The sequence below is a fragment of the Actinoplanes sp. NPDC026623 genome, assembly GCF_040638275.1.
Lineage (GTDB): Bacteria > Actinomycetota > Actinomycetes > Mycobacteriales > Micromonosporaceae > Actinoplanes.
Map to the genome: position 1 here is coordinate 23,625 of NZ_JBEZXZ010000001.1, position 18,321 is coordinate 41,945.

Consider the following 18,321-nt stretch of genomic DNA (forward strand, 5'->3'; position numbering starts at 1 on the left):
TCGCCCGGTGCTACCATCGGCGCACCCCCGTGGTCTAGTATCGATCGGTCTGCGTATATATATGACCCCCTTCAGCGTCGTCATCCCCGCGTGGGGCGTCCAGGGATATCTCGCCGAATGCCTCGATTCGGTGCTCGAGCAGCAGGGTGTCGACGCCGAGGTGATCGGCGTCGACGACGCGGCGCCGGACCACAGCGGCGAGGTGCTCGACCAGCGCGCGGCGACCGATTCCCGGCTGACCGTGGTGCACCTCGACACCAACGGGGGGCCGGGCCCGGCCCGCAACGCCGGCCTGGAGCGGGCGACCGGCGACTACGTCTGGTTCGTCGACGGCGACGACCGGATCGTTCCCGGAGCGCTGCGCGTGATCGAGGCCCGGCTGCGCGAGGAGAAGCCCGACGTGCTCGTCGTGGGCGTCGCGCGCGAGCGGTGGAACAGGTCCGTCTCACCCTGGCGCATCCCGGCGGCGGTTTCGCCGGGGGCCGATGCGCTGACCAGGCCGGCACCCCCGCTGGGCGCGCTGCTGGTGCGCCGGCAGTTCCTGCTCGAATCGGGCATCCGGTTCCGGCCGGGCGGGTACGAGGACGTCGCGTTCGCGTACCAGGTGCTCGCCGAGGCCGCGAGCGTCGCGGTGCTGGAGCCCGCCTGCTACATCCACCGGCTGGACCGCGCTGGCTCGTTCCACACCACCCGGTCGAAGCGGCACGCCGACGCGGTGGCCCAGTACGACCACGCGCTGAGCCGCCCGGTGTGCGCCGAGGCCGCACCCAAGCTGCGCCGGCGGGCGCTGAGCCAGGCCGTCACCGAGCTGCTGAAGATCATGGAGGACGGCGCCCGGGTGCCCCGGAATGACCGCCGCCCGATGTTCGCGGCGATCTCCGGGCTGCTGCGCAGGCACGAGGCCGGCGCCGCCCCGCGCCCCGGCGGGGTAGCCGGCCTGCGGCTCCGGCTGATCGCGGCCGGCTCCTTCGCGGGGTACCGGGCGGTCAACGGCGCCGGCGGCCGGGTCCGGGCGGCGCGCAAGGCGGCCGGCACCGCCAAGGCGCGGCTGCGCAAGCGCGGCCTGCGCTGGTACTACCGGTGGCAACTGCGCCGCCCCATCGACGAGAACCTGGCGGTCTACGCGGCGTACTGGTACCGCGGCTATGCCTGCAATCCGGCCGCCATCTACGAGAAGGCCCGGGAGCTCGCACCCGGTGTCCGGGGCGTCTGGGTCGTCAAGCCGGGCCGGGCCGCGATGCCCGAGGGTGTCCCCTATGTGGTCTCCGGCAGCCGGGCCTACTACCGGGCCATCGCGCGGGCGAAGTATCTGATCAACAACGCCACCTTCCCGCCCGCCGTGGTCAAGCGGCCCGGCGCGGTGCATGTGCAGACGCACCACGGCACGCCGCTCAAGACGATGGGCCTCGACCAGCCGAAGTTCCCCGCCTCCACGGTCGGCTACGACGCCGAGCGGATGCGCCGCAACATCGCGAAGTGGGACTTCAGCATCACCGCGAACCGGCACACCACGCTGCTCTGGGACCGGCAGTTCCCGATCAGGGGCGAGACGCTGGAGACCGGCTACCCGCGCAACGACCGCCTGGCCCGGGCCACGGCGCAGGACGTCGCGGCGGCCCGCGCCGAGCTCGGCATCGCGCCCGGCGAGCGGACCGTGCTCTACGCGCCGACCCACCGGGAATGGCACGCCACCTTCACGCCGGTGCTCGACGTCGACGCGCTCGCCGAGGCGCTGGGCCCGGACACCCGGGTCCTGCTGCGCGGCCATTACTTCTATGGCATGGCGGGCTTTCCCTGCCTGCACCCGCGGGTCACCGACGTGTCGTCGTTCCAGCCGGTGGAGACGCTCTACCTGGCCGCCGACGTATTGATCACCGACTTCTCCTCGGTGATGTTCGATTACGCGGTCCTGGACCGGCCATTGGTGATCTTCGCGCCCGACTGGGAGATCTACCGGGCCGTGCGTGGCGTCACCTTCGACCTTTCCACCGAGCACCCCGGCACCTTCGTTCGCGATTTCGACGAACTGGTCGCCGCATTCCGCACCGGTCAGCCCGACAGCGCGCAGGCCGCGCGGGCCCGGGCCGCCTTCCGGGAACGGTTCTGCTCCCTCGAGGACGGCAACGCGTCCGAGCGGGTCGTCCGCCGGATATTTCTGAACGATCGAAAGGCCTCCGGCGATGCCTGAGCTCATCAACGGGTTGGTGAGCGTCATCGTGCCGATCTACAACGTGGAGCCCTTCCTGCGGGACTGTCTCGACTCGCTGCGCGCACAGACCTACACCGACCTGCAGGTGCTGCTGGTCGACGACGGGAGCACCGACGGCTGCGCGGCCATCGCCGAGGAGTTCGTCGCGGCCGACCCCCGCTTCCGGCTGATCAGCCAGGCCAACGCGGGCCTCAGCGCGGCCCGCAACGTCGCCGTCCCGGTCGCCAACGGCGAGTACCTCGCGTTCGTCGACAGCGACGACGTGCTGGCCGCCCACGCGTACGAGTTGCTGGTGCAGGCCATGGCCGGCGGCGCGGACTTCGCCAGCGGCGGCGTGCGCCGCTACTCCTCGCGCGGCACCTACCGCGGCGCGCCGCACAACGACGCGATCGCCGGCACCAACCTCAACACCCACGTGTCGAGCAATCCCCGGCTGCTGCGCGACCGGACCATCTGGAACAAGCTGTACCGGCGCAGCTTCTACGACCGGCACGGCTTCGAGTTCCCGGTCGGCCGGCTCTTCGAGGACGTGCCGGTCACCGTGCCGGCACACGCTCTGGCCACCAGCGTCGCGATCGTCCACGAGCCGATCTACTTCTGGCGGGTACGCGAGGGCGCGGTCCGCTCGATCACCCAGTCGGGCAGCGACCTGCGCAACCTCGTCGACCGGTTCTATTCGGTCAACCTGACCCGGCGGCTGCTCAAGGAGGCCGGTCAGCGCGAGCTCCTCAGGACGTACGAGGAGCAGGCGATCTGGGACAAGCTGAGCAGCTACCTCAAGTTCCTGCCGGCGGCCACGCCCGAGTTCCGCGCGACGTTCCTCGAGCTGGCGCAGGCGTACCTGGCCGAGCTCGACCCGGGCGCCGTCAACCGGCAGCCCGCGCAGTTCCGCCGGCACTGGCAGCTGATCCGGGACGGCCGCGTCGACGACCTGGTCGAGCTCATCGACAAGGGCTTCCGCAGGCGCCGGTCGCCCGCGCTGCCGAAGGTGGAGTCCGCCGTCCGCACGCTCGCCTGGCGCGACGGCCGGCTGGAGCTGACCGGCTACGCGTATGTGCCCGGCGACGCGCCGCGCCGGTTCGGCTCGTTGCGGCTGCTCTGGCTCTCCAGCGACGGCGGCCGCCGCAAGGTCCCGCTGCGCGCGCGGGCACACCGGGATCCGGCGGCCTCGGTGACCGAGCGGGCCGCGGGCTTCGCCGTCTCGGTGAATCCGACGTCGCTGCGGATGGGGAAGATCTGGCGCAGCGGCAGCTGGACGGTCGCGGTCGCCGTGGTCCGCGGCATCAAGCTGCACCGCAGCGGCATCCGGATGCCGGACGGCTGGGCCGACCCGCTGCCCCGGCGGCAGCTGGAGGCCGGGGTCTGGGTCGCCCCGATCGTCACCAAGGGCCGGCTGCGGCTGCGGGTCAGCAAGTCGGACGGCTGGCTGGTCGCCAGCCGCCGCGACGGCGGCGACCTCGTGATCGAGGGGCGGCTGCGCAACCCGCCCGGCGGCCCGATCCGGATAGAGCTGAGCCGGGTGCCGGGCATCGTCTCGCACCGGTTGCCGGCCGAGGTGAGCGAGACCCCGGAGGGCTTCGCCTTCGTCGCCCGGATTCCGCTCGCGGGCATCGCGCTGACCGTCGGCGACGACAACCACGCCGCGGGCCTCTACGCCCAGCGCTTCAAGATCGAGATCGTGGCGGCGCACAAGCCGGTGCACCTCATCGCCGACGACCGGTTCGTCGAGACTCGCACGATCGAGGGCACCGACGAGGTCTACACCGCCGTCTCCGAGGGCGGGTACGTGTACCTGTGCACCCGCCCGGCGGGCCCGGTGGTGACCGAGGCCCGGTGGAACTCCGACGGCGCCCTCGTGCTCGGCGGCGACGGCCCGCGCGCCGTGGACGGCGAGCTGGTGCTGCGCCTGCGCGGCCGGCGCAAGGACATCAGCCTGCCGCTGCGGGTCGTGGACGGGCGCTGGCAGGTGACGGTCGACCCGTCCGCCGTTCCGGGGCTGGCCGGGCCGCTGCCGCTGGTGGCGGGCAGCTGGGATCTCTCCTTCCGGTCCGCCGGCGCCTACCACCCCACGATCGTCCCGCTGGGCCTCGCCGGTGCGGTCGCCGCCGACCTGCCGGCACCGCGTACCGCCGACGGCGTGCGCGTCGTGCTGCGGACGACCGCGGGCGAGCGGGCCCTGCTGGTGGTCGAGGCCGCGCCGGTCGACCCGGTGGAGCAGGAACGCCTGCGGGCCGCGTACACGTCGATCACCGACGGCGCCGCGCTGCGCGACGTCGTGCTGTTCGACGCCGCGGCCGGGCGCCGCTTCGCCGACGACCCCGCCGCGATGCTGGCGGAGCTGGCCGGCCGGCCGGAGGCCCCGGCCGCCCGCTGGACCGTCGAGCGTGGCCAGCCGGTGCCGGCCGGCGCCGACCCGGTCACCCTCGGCAGCGAGGCCTGGTACGCCGCGCTCACCACCAGCCGCTGGATCGTCACCAACGACAACCTGCCGCGCTGGTTCAAGCCGCGCGACGGCCAGGTGGTGCTGCGCCTCGGCGGCGGCTGGCCGGTGGCCCGGTTCGGCGCGCGGGCCGTGGCCCATCCGCTCGGCCAGGAGCTGATCGATCAGCTGGACTCCGACGCGGCGAGCTGGACGGCGGTGGCCTCGCCGAGCGCCTCGGCCACCCCGGTGCTGCGCCGGGAGCTGCGGTTCGACGGGCCGGTGCTGGAGTACGGCCGCCCGGCGAACGAGCTCCTGACCACGATGGAGGCCGAGGCGGCCCGGGCCGAGGTGCTCAAGCGCCTCGACCTGCCCGCCGGCACCCGGCTGATCCTGTACGCGCCCACCCTGCGGCCGATGGACCTGCGCAAGCGCGGCTGGAGCGACCCGGGCAAGCTGCTGGACCTGCCGAACGTCGTGGCGGCCCTCCCGCCCGGCTACGAGCTGCTGGTGCGCCGGCACCCGGGGCTCGGCGACGACGTGCTGGGCCTGGTGCCCGGCGTGCTGGACGTCTCCGCCTATCCGCGGGTGGCCGAGCTGCTGCTCGCCGCCGACGTCCTGATCTCCGACTATTCGGCGTTGCTCGCCGACTTCGCGGTCACCGGCCGGCCGGCCTGGCTCTACGTCCCCGACCTCGAGGGGTTCGCGGCGTCGCCGGGCCTGAACGTCGACCTCGAGACGGCCGCGCCCGGGCCGCTGCTGCGCACCTCCGGCGAGGTGATCGCGGCGGTGCGGAACATCGGGCCGCTCACCGCCGAATACACGCCGGCGGCCAAGGCGTTCGCGGAGAGCCACCCGGCCGGCGGGGATCAGGCGGCGGTGAAGCTGGTCGACTGGCTGCTCGCCGGGCGCTGATCGCCGCATCGGCACGAACACCGTCAAGAGTGTCGATTTCTCGCCTCGGTCCGTGCGCCCGTTCGTGATCGAAGCTGGGGTGAGGCAGTATCCGTCGGGTGACACCGGCCACTATCGTTTCGCCATGACCTCCATCGCGCTCGCTGAGGAACTGCTCCTCCTCGCGTACGACGACCAGACCGGCAAGGCGACCGGTTCCCGCATCGGGCTCGACCTCGGCATGTCCGCGGCTGTGCTGGTGGACCTCGCGCTGGCCGGCCGGATCTCGTACGTGAACGGGAATCTGATAGTCACCGACCCCACGCCGATCGGCGAGCCGATCGCGGACCTGGTGCTGGCCAAGGCCGCGGCGGACGAGCCGCACACCCCGGCCCAGTGGGTCCAGCGGCTGCGGCACAACCTGCGCAACCGGGTCCTGCAGGATCTGATCCTCCGTGGCGTCGTGCGCGACGTGGACGAGACCCAGATGGGCCACATCCACGTGCACCGCTACCCGACGGCGGACCCCGCGTTCGAGGCCGAGATCCGCAAGCGGCTGGCCGAGGCCCTGATCACCGACGCGCCGCCGGACGAGCGGACGGCGGCCCTGGCCACCCTGCTCATCGCGGCCCGGATGGAGCCGGCCCTGCGCCTGCCGCCGGAGGAGGCTGCGCGGGCACACCAGCGGCTGGAGCAGATCGCCAGCGGCGCGGGCTTCTACGGGACGATGAACCTCGAGGACTCCATCGTGCGCCCGAGCGTCGCGCTCGTCGTGGCCACCCTGGGCCGCGCGATCTCCGCCGCCCTGGGCGCGCCGAAGGCCTGACCGGGATCTGGGGCCCGGCGGCCCCAGATCCGCACAGTCAGTCCAGGCCGAGCGCGGTGGCGATCTCCGGGCGCAGCCCGCGGTCGAGGGCGGCCTCGGCGCGCAGCCGGGCCGCCGCCAGGTCGCCGTCGGCGACCGGCTCCACCACCTCGAGGTACGCCTTGAGCTTCGGCTCGGTGCCCGACGGGCGGATCACCACGCGGGCGCGAGCCGTACGCAGGGTCAGCACGTCGGCGTCCGGCAGCCGGTCCTCGACGCTCGCCACCTCGTCGCCGAGCAGCGTCCGGGGCGGGTTCGCGCGGACCCGGGCCATCGCGCGGGTGATCTCCTCGAGGTCCTCCACCCGCATCGACAGCTGGCCGGTGCGGTGGACGCCGAACTCGGTGTCCAGGTCGGCGAGCCGGTCGGCGAGGGACTTTCCCTCGGCCTTGAGCGCGGCCGCCATCTCGGCGACGATCAGGGCGGCCGTGATGCCGTCCTTGTCGCGCACGAGGCCGGGCGCCACGCAGTAGCCGAGCGCCTCCTCGTAGCCGTAGGCCAGCTTCTCGGCGCCGCGCACGATCCACTTGAAGCCGGTCAGGGTCTCCGCGTACGGCACGCCGCGGGCGGCGCAGAGGGCGCGCAGCAGCGTGGACGAGACGATCGTGGTGGCGTAGGTGCCGGCCGTGCCGCGCCGGATCAGGTGATCGGCGAGCAGGATGCCGAGCTCGTCGCCGCTGAGCGGGCGCCAGCTGCCCGGCTCCGCGCCCGGCAGGGCCACGGCGCAGCGGTCGGCGTCGGGGTCGCTGGCGATGGCGAGGTCGGCGTCCAGCTTCGAGGCAAGCGCGAGCAGCAGGTCCATCGCGCCCGGCTCCTCCGGGTTGGGGAACGCGACGGTCGGGAACTCCGGGTCCGGCTCGGCCTGCTCGGCGACCACGCCCGGCGCGGGGAAGCCCGCCCGGGCGAACGCCGCGGCCAGCACCTCGCCGCCGACGCCGTGCAGGGGCGTGTAGGCCACCCGCAGATCGCGCGGGCCGGGCGAGACGACGCCGGCCGCGCTGTCGACGTACCCCTGGACGATGGGCTCGTCGAGGACCGTGCCGGGATCGCCGAGCGGGACCCGGGTGACCGCGTCGACCGCCTGGATGGCGGCCTCGATGCCGCTGTCGGCGGGCGGGACGATCTGCGCGCCGGCGCCGCCGGGCCCGCCGAGCTGGGCGCCCAGGTAGACCTTGTAGCCGTTGTCCTGTGGCGGGTTGTGGCTGGCGGTGACCATGACACCGGCGACCGCGTCCAGGGCCCGCACGGCGTACGCCAGCACCGGCGTCGGCAGCGGCCGGGGCAGTAGCAGGGCCGGGCGTCCGGCGCCGGTGGCCACCCGCGCGGTCTGCTGGGCGAACTCCCGCGAGCCGTGGCGGGCGTCGTAGCCGATGACCAGCGGTCCCCGGCCGCCCTGCGCGTCGAGCCAGCCGACCAGGCCGGCGGCCGCCCGGGTGACGACCGCGAGGTTCATGCCGTTCGGCCCGGCGCGCAGCCGGCCGCGCAGGCCGGCCGTCCCGAAGGTCAGCGGGCCGGCGAACCGGTCGGCGAGCTCATCCGCGCTGGCGGGGAGCCGGGAGAGCAGCTCCCGGATCTCGTCGCGCGCGGCCGGGTCGGGATCGTCGGCGAGCCAGGTCTCGGCCAGCCTGCGAAGGTCGTCTGTTGCCATGCTCTGTGGATAGCACGGCGGCCCGGGTCAGCCTGCGTTGAGGGTGAAGGTCTTGGCCATCTCGTCGAAGTAGGGCTTGTTGCCGGCGAACTGTTCCTCGGTGGTGGTGAGGTAGAAGGAGTACATCTTGCCGCCGGTGGTGGTCTGCCGCCAGATGCCGTGGCGCATGTCGTCGCCCTCGCCGCAGGTGTATTCGAACTGGGCGCCGGACTGCCCGGAGACCTCGACGTCGGTCGCACCGAGGTGGTGGAACGGCTTCGGGCAGTTCTTCGACTTGTTCGCCAGCGTGCCGGGCGCGGTCTCCTCGACGAACTTCCGCGGCGCGATCGATCCCGGCTCGACCAGGATCCGGACCTTCGTCGACTTGTCGTCCGGGTCGGAGTAGTCCACCCAGTTGCCGGACGCGGACCGGGTCCAGCCCTTCGGGACCTTGACCGTGACGGCCTTGTTGCCCTTGTAGTCCTGGGTCGCGACCGCGGCCGGGTCGGCCTGGCCGGTCGCCCGCGGCTGGTTCGGCGGCGCCACCGGGTCGTCCCCGCCGGACAGCGAGAGGACGAGCACCAGCACCAGCACGGCGAGCACGCCACCGCCGGCGGCGAGCTGGGTGTTACGCGGCCAGCCCTGCACCGTGCCGACGGCGCGGCGGGTGCCCTCGCGCACCGTGGTGACCGCGTTGTCGACCATCGCGCGGCGCTTGGCGGCCGGGCTCGTCACGACCGTGCCGGGCATCGGATCGCGGGCCGCGCGGGCGCCGTCCCACTGCCGCCGCGGCGGCAGCACGCTTGTCGCGTCGCTCTCCGCGGTGCCCGGCGGCGGGATGACGCTGGTCCGGTTGTTGTCGAGGGCGGGCGGCGGCGGGTAGGCGCCGGTGGGCGCGGACGCGGGCTCCGCCTCGGGGGCGCGCCGCCGGCCACCGCCGGTGCCGCCCGGCTTGAGCTTGGACAGGCGGCCGGTCAGCGACTCGCCGGGGGCGAGCATGGCCCGGCCGCCGATCTGGCCGGACGGCTTCGGCTGCTGCGGCGGCGGGATGGGCTGGGTCTCGGCCGCCGGCGGGCGCTGCGACGGGACCACCGAGTAGGGGTCCGTCATCATGTGCGGCGGCGCCTTGCTGGCCAGCGGGCCGGCCAGCTGCTGGCGCAGCATGGTGCGCGCATTCTGCACGTCGAAGCGCCGGGCCGGGTCCTTCTCCAGCAGCCCCATCAGCACCGGGGTCAGCGAGCCGGCGCGCACCGCCGGGGTCGGCGGGTCCTCGACGACCGCGTGCATCGTCTCGATCGGGTCGCCCTTGTCGAACGGCGGGCGGCCCTCGATCGCGGTGTAGAGCGTGACGCCGAGCGAGAACAGGTCGCTGGGCGGGCCGAAGTCGCTGCCCATGGCCCGCTCGGGCGAGATGAAGTGCGGCGAGCCGAGCACCATGCCGGGCGTGGTCAGCTGCACGTCGGTGGGCATCCGGGCGACGCCGAAGTCGGTGAGCACGCAGCGGCCGTCGGTGCAGATCAGGACGTTGGCCGGCTTGACGTCGCGGTGCAGCACGCCGTGCGCGTGTGCCACCTCGAGCGCGCCGAGCAGCGCGATGCCGATCTTCGCCACCACGCGGGGCGCGACCGGGCCGTCCTCGATGACCATGTCGGCGAGGCTGCGGGCCTCCAGCAGCTCCATGACGATCCACGGGCGGCCGTTCTCGTGCACCACGTCGTAGACCTGCACGACCGCCGGGTGCTGCAGGGCGGCGGCGGCGCGGGCTTCGCGCATGGTCCGCTCATACATCGAGTCGCGGTCGCTGGGTGCCAGGCCGGGCGGGAGGATGACCTCCTTGATGGCGACGTCGCGGCGCAGCAGCGTGTCCGCGGCGCGCCAGACCGTGCCCATGCCACCGTGGCCGACCGCGGCGCGCAGCGTGTACCGCCCGCCGATGAGCGTGCCCGGTGCCGCGCGTCCGCTGGTCGGAGCAGAGTTGCTACCGCTCCAGGTCGGAATCTGAGTCACGTGAGATGCCACCGAGGGGGTGTAGGGGCTGTCGGCCAACCAGGCTATCTTGCCGGTTGCCACCCCTTTTCGGAAAGTCGCCGAGGGGGTGTTATCCAGAACTCGACCGTGGGTAGCCGTCCTGTCGCGTACGGTGGAACTTTTCGGACGGAGAGTGCAAAACCCCTCACGCCCGCGTGCTTAACGCTGCTTTAGGATCGGCACTGTGAACGCAGAATCCGGGTTCGAGATCAAGCCGGTCTACGGCAGCGGTGACGTGGCGCCCGACGTCGACCGGAGGCTCGGCGAGCCCGGCGCCTATCCGTACACCCGCGGCGTCTATCCGACGATGTACACCGAGCGCCCGTGGACCATGCGGCAGTACGCGGGCTTCGGCACCGCGGCCGAGTCCAACGCCCGCTACCACCAGCTGCTGGCGGCCGGGACGATGGGCCTCTCCGTCGCCTTCGACCTGCCCACCCAGATGGGCTACGACTCCGACGACCCCATCGCGCACGGCGAGGTCGGCAAGGTCGGCGTGGCCATCGACTCGATCGACGACATGCGGCAGCTCTTCGACGGCATTCCGCTGGGCAAGGTCTCCACGTCGATGACGATCAACGCGCCCGGCTCGCTGCTGCTGCTGCTCTATCAACTGGTCGCCGAGGAGCAGGGCGTCGCCGGCTCCGCGCTGACCGGCACGATCCAGAACGACATCCTGAAGGAGTACATCGCCCGCGGGACCTACATCTTCCCGCCGAAGCCGTCGCTGCGCCTGGTCGCCGACACGTTCGCCTACTGCCGCGCCGAGATCCCGAAGTGGAACACCATCTCGATCTCCGGCTACCACATGGCGGAGGCCGGCGCGACGCCCGCGCAGGAGATCGCGTTCACGCTGGCCAACGGCATCGAGTACGTGCGCGCCGCGATCGCCGCCGGCCTCGCGGTCGACGACTTCGCGCCCCGGCTCTCGTTCTTCTTCGTCGCCCGCACCACGCTGCTCGAGGAGATCGCGAAGTTCCGCGCGGCCCGGCGGATGTGGGCCCGGATCATGCGCGACGACTTCGGCGCGAAGAATCCGAAGTCGCTGATGCTGCGGTTCCACACCCAGACCGCCGGCGTGCAGCTCACCGCGCAGCAGCCGGAGGTCAACCTGGTCCGGGTCGCGGTGCAGGCGCTGGGCGCGGTCGCCGGCGGCACCCAGTCGCTGCACACCAACGCGTACGACGAGGCCATCGCGCTGCCCACGCAGAAGTCGGCCCGGCTCGCCCTGCGTACCCAGCAGGTGCTCGCGTACGAGAGCGGGCTGGTCGACACCGTCGACCCGTTCGCCGGCTCGTACGTGATCGAGGCCATGACCGACGAGGTCGAGGCCGCCGCGACCGCGCTGATCGAGCGGGTCTTCAGCTTCGGCTCGTCCGTCGAGGCGATCGAGCAGGGCTTCCAGAAGCAGGAGATCGAGACCTCGGCGTACCGGATCTCCCAGCAGATCGACAGCGGCGAGCGGGTCGTCGTCGGCGTGAACCGGTTCGGCGTCGACGAGGAGGAGAAGTACGAGCCGCTGCGGGTCGACCCCGCGATCGAGGCGAACCAGGCCGCCCGCCTGGCGAAGCTGCGCGCCGAACGAGACTCCGGCGCGGTCGGCTCGGCGCTGGAGGATTTGCGGAAGGCGGCGCAGGGCACGGAGAACGTCCTGCCCCCGATGCGCGCGGCCTTGCGACTGCGTGCCACCGTGGGCGAGGTATGCCACACGCTTCGCGACGTGTGGGGGGTATATCGCCCGGTTGAGCACTTCTGATCGAGGTCTCGGGCCGGGCCTGAACCGCGTCACCTACGCGATTCGTTACACGTTGTAGGAGTTGGTGAACTGATGCCGCCCGCAAAAGGCTCTTATCAGGGCTTTAGTGACACGGCGAGAGTTGATCAATGCGGGAATGGCGTTGCACAGCGTCACCTCATGAGGTCTAAGCTGTCGCGCGTTGCGGAAACCGGTTCAGTTGACGAGAGCGATAGAGAATCCGACGTGACAAGTGCCTTGACCGTGCCCGACAGCTCCCAGCTGGCGCCCTTCCCGGGCCCGCCTCCCGGCGCTGACCCGCTGCCCGGCCAGCTCGACCGCTGGCTCGCCTCCCGGGGCGCAGAACTGGTGGCGATCCGCCGGCACATCCACGCGCACCCGGAGCCGTCGCACGCCGAGTTCGAGACCGCCGCCCTGGTCGCCCGGGAGCTCGCCGTCGCCGGCCTGAGCCCGCAGCTGCTGCCCAAGGGCAACGGTCTGATCTGCGACATCGGCGAGGGCGACCGGGTGATCGCGTTCCGCGCGGACCTGGACGCGCTGCCGCTGCAGGACACCAAGGACGTGCCGTACCGCTCGACGGTCGATCGGGTCGCGCACGCCTGCGGCCACGACGTGCACACGACCGTGCTGCTCGGCCTCGGTCTCGCCCTGGCACAGCTGAACGATCAGGGCGAGCTGCCCGGCCGGGTCCGGCTGATCTTCCAGCCCGCCGAGGAGTGCGTGCCCTCGGGCGCGCCCGAGGTCATCGCGTCCGGCGCGCTCAAGGACGTCGCGGCGATCTACGCGCTGCACTGCTACCCCCAGCTGCCGGCCGGCCTGGTCGGGGTCCGATCGGGACCGTTCACGGCCGCGGCCGACACGGTCGAGGTGTGCCTCAGCGGCCCCGGCGGGCACACCGCCCGCCCGCACCTGACGGCCGATCTGGTGCACGCGCTGGGCCGGGTCATCGTCGACGTGCCCGCCCTGCTCGACCGCCGGGTCGACCCGCGGGCCGGCGTCTCGATGGTCTGGGGTGCGGTGCGCGCCGGGCAGGCGTTCAACGCGATCCCCGGCGAGGGCTCGGTGCTCGGCACGGTCCGCATCCTCAACCGCGAGGCCTGGCGCGAGGCGCCGGAGCTGATCACCAAGCTGGTCCGCGACGTGGTCGCCGCGACCGGCGCCGAGGTCGAGGTCAAATACACCCGGGGCGTCCCGCCGGTGATCAACGACCGGATGGCGGCCGCGGTGATCGCGGGCGCGGCCGGCGCGGCGCTGGGCCCCGACCGGGTGGTCGAGGCCGAGATCAGCATGGGTGGCGAGGACTTCGCCTTCTATCTGGAGAACGTGCCGGGCGCGATGATCCGGCTCGGCACCGGCGCGCCGGGCCAGGACGTGCACGTCGATCTCCACCAGGGTGGCTTCGACGTGGACGAGCGGTGCATCGGCTACGGGGTGCGGGTCATGGTGCACACCGCGCTCGCCGCCCTGTCGACGGGAGCCTTCTAGCGCCCTGCCGCCTCGGCGAGACGACAGGGCCGGCCGTTATTCGGAGTCCCGCGCCTTCGGCGCGGCCGGGGGAGCCGGTGGCGCCGGCTGCGGTGCCGGGGGCGCGGACTGGGGGCGGTGCGGGAATCCCGGGGGCGGGCCGTGCATCGCGTACGCGGGAACGGCCGGTGGCGCCGGGCGCGACCGGCGGTAGCGGCGGTAGGCCAGCAGGATCGCCCAGGCCGGGATGCCGATGGCGATGGCCCAGGGCAGCAGCCAGCCGAGAATCGTCAGCAGGACGGCCAGCGAGGCCAGCAGGCCCTTCCAGCCGTTCTCCAGGCCCGAGAGGAAGCCGGGCGGGCCGTCCTCGGCCTGCTTGGCCACGGCCTCCGGGTCGAGCAGGATCACCGTGATCGTCGACAGCGCGGTGAGGTCGGCCAGGCGGCGCTTCTTCGCCTGCAGCGACGCCAGGTCGGCCTCCCGCGTGGCGACCTCGCGCTCCAGCATCACCAGGTCGTTCAGGGACTTCGCCTGGGCGAGCAGCTTGCGTCCACTGTCCACCCGGGCCTGCTGGGTGGCGATCCGGGCGCCCAGGTCGATGGTCTGCTCGGTGACGTCCTCGGTGTTGATGCCGCGCTGCTCCTCGACGCCCAGTTCCTTCGCCAGCCGGCTCACCACGGTGGCGAACTGATCGGCCGGGACGCGCAACTCGAGGGTGGCGTCCGACGAGCCGGAGCCGCTGTTGCGCTTGTCGCCGCCGACGAAGCCGCCCGCCGCCGTGGCGATGCCGGTCGCTCGCGCCGCGGCGATGTTCACGTCGCCCACGCGTACCGTGATCGAGCCGGTGTAGATGATCGACCGCTGGTCGACGGCCAGGTTCGGCGCCTGCGCCGGCTGGTTCTTGCCCTGGTTGCTGTCCTGCCGGCCGCCCTGCTCGGCCGCGCCGGCCGCCGGCCCGGCCTCGGGGGCTTCGGCCGCCGGCCCGGCGGCGTCGGGCGCGGCGCCCGAGGTCGAAGCCTGATCACTCGCACCGTCGCTGCCACAACCCGCCAGAGCCAGTGTCACGGCCAGTCCGGCGGCGGCGATGGCCGCCGTAATCTTTCGTCTTGCACGCATGGATCCTCCGATGCCGGTTGAGCGATGCACCCTGAGACGCGCGGCGCGAGTGCGCCGGTTCCGGCAGACTGCGAGGTGAGCGGTCACGATTCGGCACCGGAGGGGTCCCGTGCGCGTCACGAAGTTCACGCATTCCTGTCTACGCATCGAAGGCGGCGGCGCCGTCCTGGTCGTCGATCCGGGCGCGTTCAGCGAGCGGTCCGCCCTGACCGGCGCGGATACCGTGCTGATCACGCACGAGCACTTCGACCATCTGGACGTGGACGGGCTCGCCGATGCCCTCGCCCGGCACCCCGGCCTGCGGGTGTACGCCCACCAGGAGGTGCTGCCCAAGCTGACCGCGTTCGCCGACGTGGTCACGGTGGTGTCGGCCGGTTCGACGTTCACGGCGGCGGGATTCAGCGTCCGCGCGTACGGCGGTCAGCACGCGATCATCCATCCGGACATACCGCGGATCGCCAACCTGGGCTACCTGATCTCCGACGACTCGGGCTCGGTCTACACGCCCGGCGACTCGTTCACGGTGCCCGACGAGCAGGTCGGCACCCTCTTCGTGCCGCTGAACGCGCCCTGGATGAAGCTGAGCGAGGCGATCGACTTCGTTCGCGCGGTCCGGCCGGACCGGGCGTTCGCGCTGCACGACCACCTGCTCACGCCGACCGGCGCGCAGGTCTCCGACGGGCACCTGGACCGGCTGGGCGGCACCAGGTACGCGCACGTCGCGCCCGGCACGACCCTCGACTGACGTGCCGGCCAGCACCGAGGACCTGATCCGCGCGCTGTACGAGGCGCCGCCGGAGGGCTTCGTCGCGGGCCGGGCCGCGGCGGTGGCCGACGCCCGCCGCTCCGGCGACAAGGAGACGGCGAAGCGCCTGGCCGCGCTGCGCAAGCCGACCGTGGCGGCATGGCTGGTGAACCTGCTGGCGCTGCGCCGGCCGGAGCTGATCGACGAGCTGGTCGAGCTCTCCACGGAGCTGCGCGCGGCCCAGCGCGGCCTGCACGGCGAGCAGCTGCGCGAGCTGTCCACCCAGCGCCGCCGGCTGGTGTCCGCGCTGGTCAACGCCGCGCAGCGACTGGCCGTCGAGGACGACCCCGGGCTGCGCGCGGTGAAGCTGCCGATGGCCGAGGTGGAGGCGACGCTGACCGCGGCGCTGGCCGAGCCGGAGATCGCCGAACAGGTCCGCGGTGGACGGCTGGTGCGGGCGGCGACGTACGCCGGCTTCGGCGAGGTGCCCCGGCCCCGGCTGCGCCTGGTCACCGCGGAGGATGCGCCCGAGGAGCCGGCATCCGCACCCTCCTCGCCCGTGCCGGACGAGCGGCGGCGGCGGGCCGAGGGCAAGGCCCGGCAGGAGCGGGCCGAACGGCGGCGCGAGCTCGAGCGGGAGCTGACCGCGGCGCGGGCGGCGGATCTGCGGGCGCGCACCCGGCTCGAGCGCGCCGAAACGGCGGAGCGTGACGCAGGACACGCCGTGGACGAGTTGGAGGAGCAGCTCGCCGAGCTCGAACGCCAGCGGATCGTGGCACAGGCGGAGCTGTCGCGCCGCAAGCTGGCCCGACGTTCGTCGGAACGCGATGCATCGGCGGCGCGGCGTCAGGTCGGCGATGTCGAGGCGGCCATCGAGGATCTCGATGCCGATGAAACGGATCATTAGCCGGTTTCCTGAACCGGTCAGGGGGGGCAGAATCGGGCAGGTGACCCCCGAACAGGCATCCGCCAGCGCCAAACCGGGACTCGCCGGCCTCATCGGGGCGTTCGCGGAGTCCCCGCAGACACTGCGCCGCGCGCGGCTGATGGGGTTGTCCGGCTGGGCCTACCACGTGGCGGCGCGCGCGGGCGCGCTCGGCGACGTGCGCCCCGAGACGGTCGCCGCGGCGATCGGCTTCATCGCGCCCGACGCCGTGACCGACGGCTGGGAGGCCGCGGCCAAGACGACCCCGCCGGTCGAGGTGGCCACCTGGCACCTGCACGAGCTGTGCCGGTGGGGCGTCACCGAGCTGGGCGGCTTCCCGCGGCTGAGCCGGCTGCTCGACCTGTCGCGGCGGGTGGTGTCCGCCGTCGACGCCGCCGGGCTGCCGCTGTTCGCGGCGTGGCGGGCGATGCCGGTGCCCGACGCCGCGCCCGGCGCGCAGGCGGCGGTCATGCTGCACCTGTTGCACGAGCACCGGCTCGGCGTGCACGTGGTCGCGGTCCGGGCCAGCGGGCTCACCCCGCTGCAGGCGATCATCGCGGGCCCGGACGGCGAGACGGACGCGGTGGCGTTCGGCTGGCAGCCGCCCTACCCGTCGCCGGGCCCGATAGTGCGCCGCCTCATGTGGGCCGAGTCGGTGGCGGACTCGCTGACCGGGCAGGCCTACGGCCAGCTCGACCGGGCCGAGCGGATCGAGCTCTGCGGGCTGCTCCAGTCGCTGTCGCACCGGCTGACCCGCTGAATCCGGTTGGCCGGCCCGCCGATCTGTGCTCAGATGCCGGAGTGACCGGACTTCCCGAGGGCTGGCGCACCCGCCGCCCCGATCTCGGCGACGTGCCCGAGATCCTGCGGCTCGCGCAGGCGAGCGACATCGCGGCCGTCGGCGAGCCCGACTTCACGGCCGAGGAGGTGCGGGCGGCGCTCACCATGGCGCACACCGACCCGGCCCGGGACTGCTGGGTGGCGCTGGACGCCGCCGGCGAGATCGTGTGCTGGGCCTACCCCGGCAACGCCACGGGCGGCGACCGCGAGTTCATCGAGGTGTACGCGTGGCCCGGGCGCGGCGAGCCCGGCCTGCGGTGGCTGCTGGCGCTCCTGCTCGACCGGGTGGTGGAGCGCGGCCGGGAGTTCGGCCACGACCCGTACACGGTGCGGGCGGGCGCGGTGCCCACCGAGAAGGAGTGGATCGCGGCGCTGACCGAGGCCGGGTTCGGCTTCCTCAAGCAGCACGCGCGCATGACGATGTCGCTGGCGGACGTGCCGGCCACGGCCCCGGATCCGGCGCTGGGCGTCACGGTCCGGCCGCTGCGCCACGACGACGAGGCCGAGCTGCGCCGGTTCCACGCCACCATCGTGGCGGCGTTCCGGGACAGCGACCACCCGGCGACGGACTACGAGACCTGGCGGGGCCGGTGGTCGGCCGCGCCTAGCGTCGCCTGGGACGAGTGGTTCGTCGGCGAGGTGGACGGCGAGTGGGCCGGGGTGCTGGAGTCGGCCGACGTCGGTGCCGACGACAACGCCGGGTGGGTGCGCTCGCTGGCGGTGCTGCGGCCGTACCGGCGGCGGGGTGTCGGTGAGGCCCTGCTGCGCCGGGCGTTCGCCGCCTACGCGGCCAAGGGACGCGGCGCGGCGGGTCTCGGGGTGGACCTGGCGAATCCGACGCGGGCCGCGCGGCTCTACCGGGCGGTCGGCATGCGCCCGCTGTACGAGGCGAACATCTACCAGCGGACGGTTCAGACCTCGGGCGACGCCGTCCGGGTCGGGCGCCCGCGCAGCTCGGCGACGTAGTCGTCGGGCGCGCCGGCCTTCTCGGCCGCGTTCGCGATCTCGGAGAGATACCACGCCGTGGGCATGCCGCCCTCGTAGCCGTCGAAGACGTAGACCCAGGCGCTGAACTCGCCCTCGAGCGTGGAGACACGCACCGTGAGCTTCTGGTACGCGCCCGCGGTCACGCCCTCGACCTCGTCGAGCTGGGCGGCGTCCCACGGATGCACGTCGTAGAGCGAGACGAAGACCCGGTCGCCGGGTGACTCCACGATCGTGGTGACCGCGCCCTCCCAGCCCAGGTCGCCCTCGCCGGCGAAGGTCAGGCGCCAGCCCTCCACCCACCCGACGCCGACCATGGGCGAGTGCGGGCAGTAGGCCCGCATACGGGCCGGATCGAGGTTTGAGCCGTACGCGGCGTAGTGACCCACGGCGATGACGATAGCCCGGACGGCCGGTAGTGGAGAATACGAGGTGTGCGTGTCGGCACA

At 73.2% G+C, this 18,321-nt stretch carries 13 protein-coding genes; 9 read left to right on the forward strand and 4 right to left on the reverse strand.

The genetic code is table 11. From position 1 onward, the window contains the following. The first annotated feature begins 61 nt into the window (after positions 1–61). From AB0F10_RS00110 to AB0F10_RS00120, 3 genes are all read left to right on the forward strand, one after another. On the forward strand, positions 62–2,188 hold the full coding sequence (locus tag AB0F10_RS00110; protein ID WP_360619349.1) for a bifunctional glycosyltransferase family 2 protein/CDP-glycerol:glycerophosphate glycerophosphotransferase: 2,127 nt from the start codon (positions 62–64) through the stop codon (positions 2,186–2,188). Beyond that, entirely contained in the window at positions 2,181–5,543 is a 3,363-nt protein-coding gene (locus AB0F10_RS00115) for a CDP-glycerol glycerophosphotransferase family protein (RefSeq protein ID WP_360619350.1), read from the forward strand. Before AB0F10_RS00110 ends, AB0F10_RS00115 begins: the two co-directional genes overlap by 8 nt. A 124-nt stretch (positions 5,544–5,667) precedes the next feature. Continuing rightward, positions 5,668–6,348, forward strand: a complete 681-nt coding sequence (locus AB0F10_RS00120) for a GPP34 family phosphoprotein (RefSeq protein ID WP_360619351.1) — start codon at positions 5,668–5,670, stop codon at positions 6,346–6,348. Positions 6,349–6,385: 37 nt separating this feature from the next. Here AB0F10_RS00120 and AB0F10_RS00125 read toward each other — a convergent pair whose 3' ends face one another. Further along, positions 6,386–8,035, reverse strand: a complete 1,650-nt coding sequence (locus AB0F10_RS00125) for a phospho-sugar mutase (protein ID WP_360619353.1) — start codon at positions 8,033–8,035, stop codon at positions 6,386–6,388. A gap of 27 nt (positions 8,036–8,062) precedes the next feature. After that, complete coding sequence (locus tag AB0F10_RS00130; RefSeq protein ID WP_360619355.1) at positions 8,063–10,021, reverse strand: protein kinase domain-containing protein; 1,959 nt, start codon at positions 10,019–10,021, stop codon at positions 8,063–8,065. 205 nt (positions 10,022–10,226) lie between these two features. Between AB0F10_RS00130 and AB0F10_RS00135 the strand changes: the two genes are divergently transcribed. Both AB0F10_RS00135 and AB0F10_RS00140 read left to right on the forward strand, forming a co-directional pair. After that, entirely contained in the window at positions 10,227–11,798 is a 1,572-nt protein-coding gene (locus tag AB0F10_RS00135; protein WP_360619356.1) for a methylmalonyl-CoA mutase family protein, read from the forward strand. A gap of 225 nt (positions 11,799–12,023) precedes the next feature. After that, positions 12,024–13,283: an amidohydrolase gene (locus tag AB0F10_RS00140; protein ID WP_360619357.1), complete on the forward strand. Its 1,260-nt coding sequence runs from the start codon at positions 12,024–12,026 to the stop codon at positions 13,281–13,283. Positions 13,284–13,319: 36 nt separating this feature from the next. Here AB0F10_RS00140 and AB0F10_RS00145 read toward each other — a convergent pair whose 3' ends face one another. Continuing rightward, positions 13,320–14,327 carry a DUF4349 domain-containing protein gene (locus AB0F10_RS00145; RefSeq protein ID WP_360619359.1) on the reverse strand — a complete coding sequence of 336 codons (1,008 nt, stop codon included), beginning with the start codon at positions 14,325–14,327 and terminating at the stop codon, positions 13,320–13,322. Between the two features lie 160 nt (positions 14,328–14,487). On the opposite strand from AB0F10_RS00145, the gene AB0F10_RS00150 reads away from it, so the two are divergent. The 4 genes from AB0F10_RS00150 to AB0F10_RS00165 are packed head-to-tail and all read left to right on the forward strand — an operon-like array spanning position 14,488 to position 17,854. Continuing rightward, positions 14,488–15,123 carry an MBL fold metallo-hydrolase gene (locus AB0F10_RS00150; protein ID WP_360619360.1) on the forward strand — a complete coding sequence of 212 codons (636 nt, stop codon included), beginning with the start codon at positions 14,488–14,490 and terminating at the stop codon, positions 15,121–15,123. A 1-nt stretch (position 15,124) separates the two neighbouring features. Then, entirely contained in the window at positions 15,125–16,030 is a 906-nt protein-coding gene (locus AB0F10_RS00155; RefSeq protein WP_360619361.1) for a hypothetical protein, read from the forward strand. Between the two features lie 40 nt (positions 16,031–16,070). Then, positions 16,071–16,808 carry an SCO6745 family protein gene (locus AB0F10_RS00160; protein WP_360619362.1) on the forward strand — a complete coding sequence of 246 codons (738 nt, stop codon included), beginning with the start codon at positions 16,071–16,073 and terminating at the stop codon, positions 16,806–16,808. A 41-nt stretch (positions 16,809–16,849) separates the two neighbouring features. Next, complete coding sequence (locus AB0F10_RS00165) at positions 16,850–17,854, forward strand: GNAT family N-acetyltransferase (RefSeq protein ID WP_360619364.1); 1,005 nt, start codon at positions 16,850–16,852, stop codon at positions 17,852–17,854. Here the strand turns inward: AB0F10_RS00165 and AB0F10_RS00170 are convergent. Next, positions 17,800–18,261: a gamma-glutamylcyclotransferase gene (locus tag AB0F10_RS00170; RefSeq protein WP_360619366.1), complete on the reverse strand. Its 462-nt coding sequence runs from the start codon at positions 18,259–18,261 to the stop codon at positions 17,800–17,802. The two genes, AB0F10_RS00165 and AB0F10_RS00170, sit on opposite strands and share 55 nt — an antisense overlap. Positions 18,262–18,321 lie beyond the last annotated feature (60 nt).

Bases quoted from the DNA above. Each gene is read 5' to 3' on its own strand.
- AB0F10_RS00110 (WP_360619349.1), top strand. From the start codon at position 62: ATGACCCCCTTCAGCGTCGTCATCCCCGCGTGGGGCGTCCAGGGATAT.
- AB0F10_RS00120 (WP_360619351.1), top strand. From the start codon at position 5,668: ATGACCTCCATCGCGCTCGCTGAGGAACTGCTCCTCCTCGCGTACGAC.
- AB0F10_RS00125 (WP_360619353.1), bottom strand. From the start codon at position 8,035: ATGGCAACAGACGACCTTCGCAGGCTGGCCGAGACCTGGCTCGCCGAC.
- AB0F10_RS00115 (WP_360619350.1), top strand. From the start codon at position 2,181: ATGCCTGAGCTCATCAACGGGTTGGTGAGCGTCATCGTGCCGATCTAC.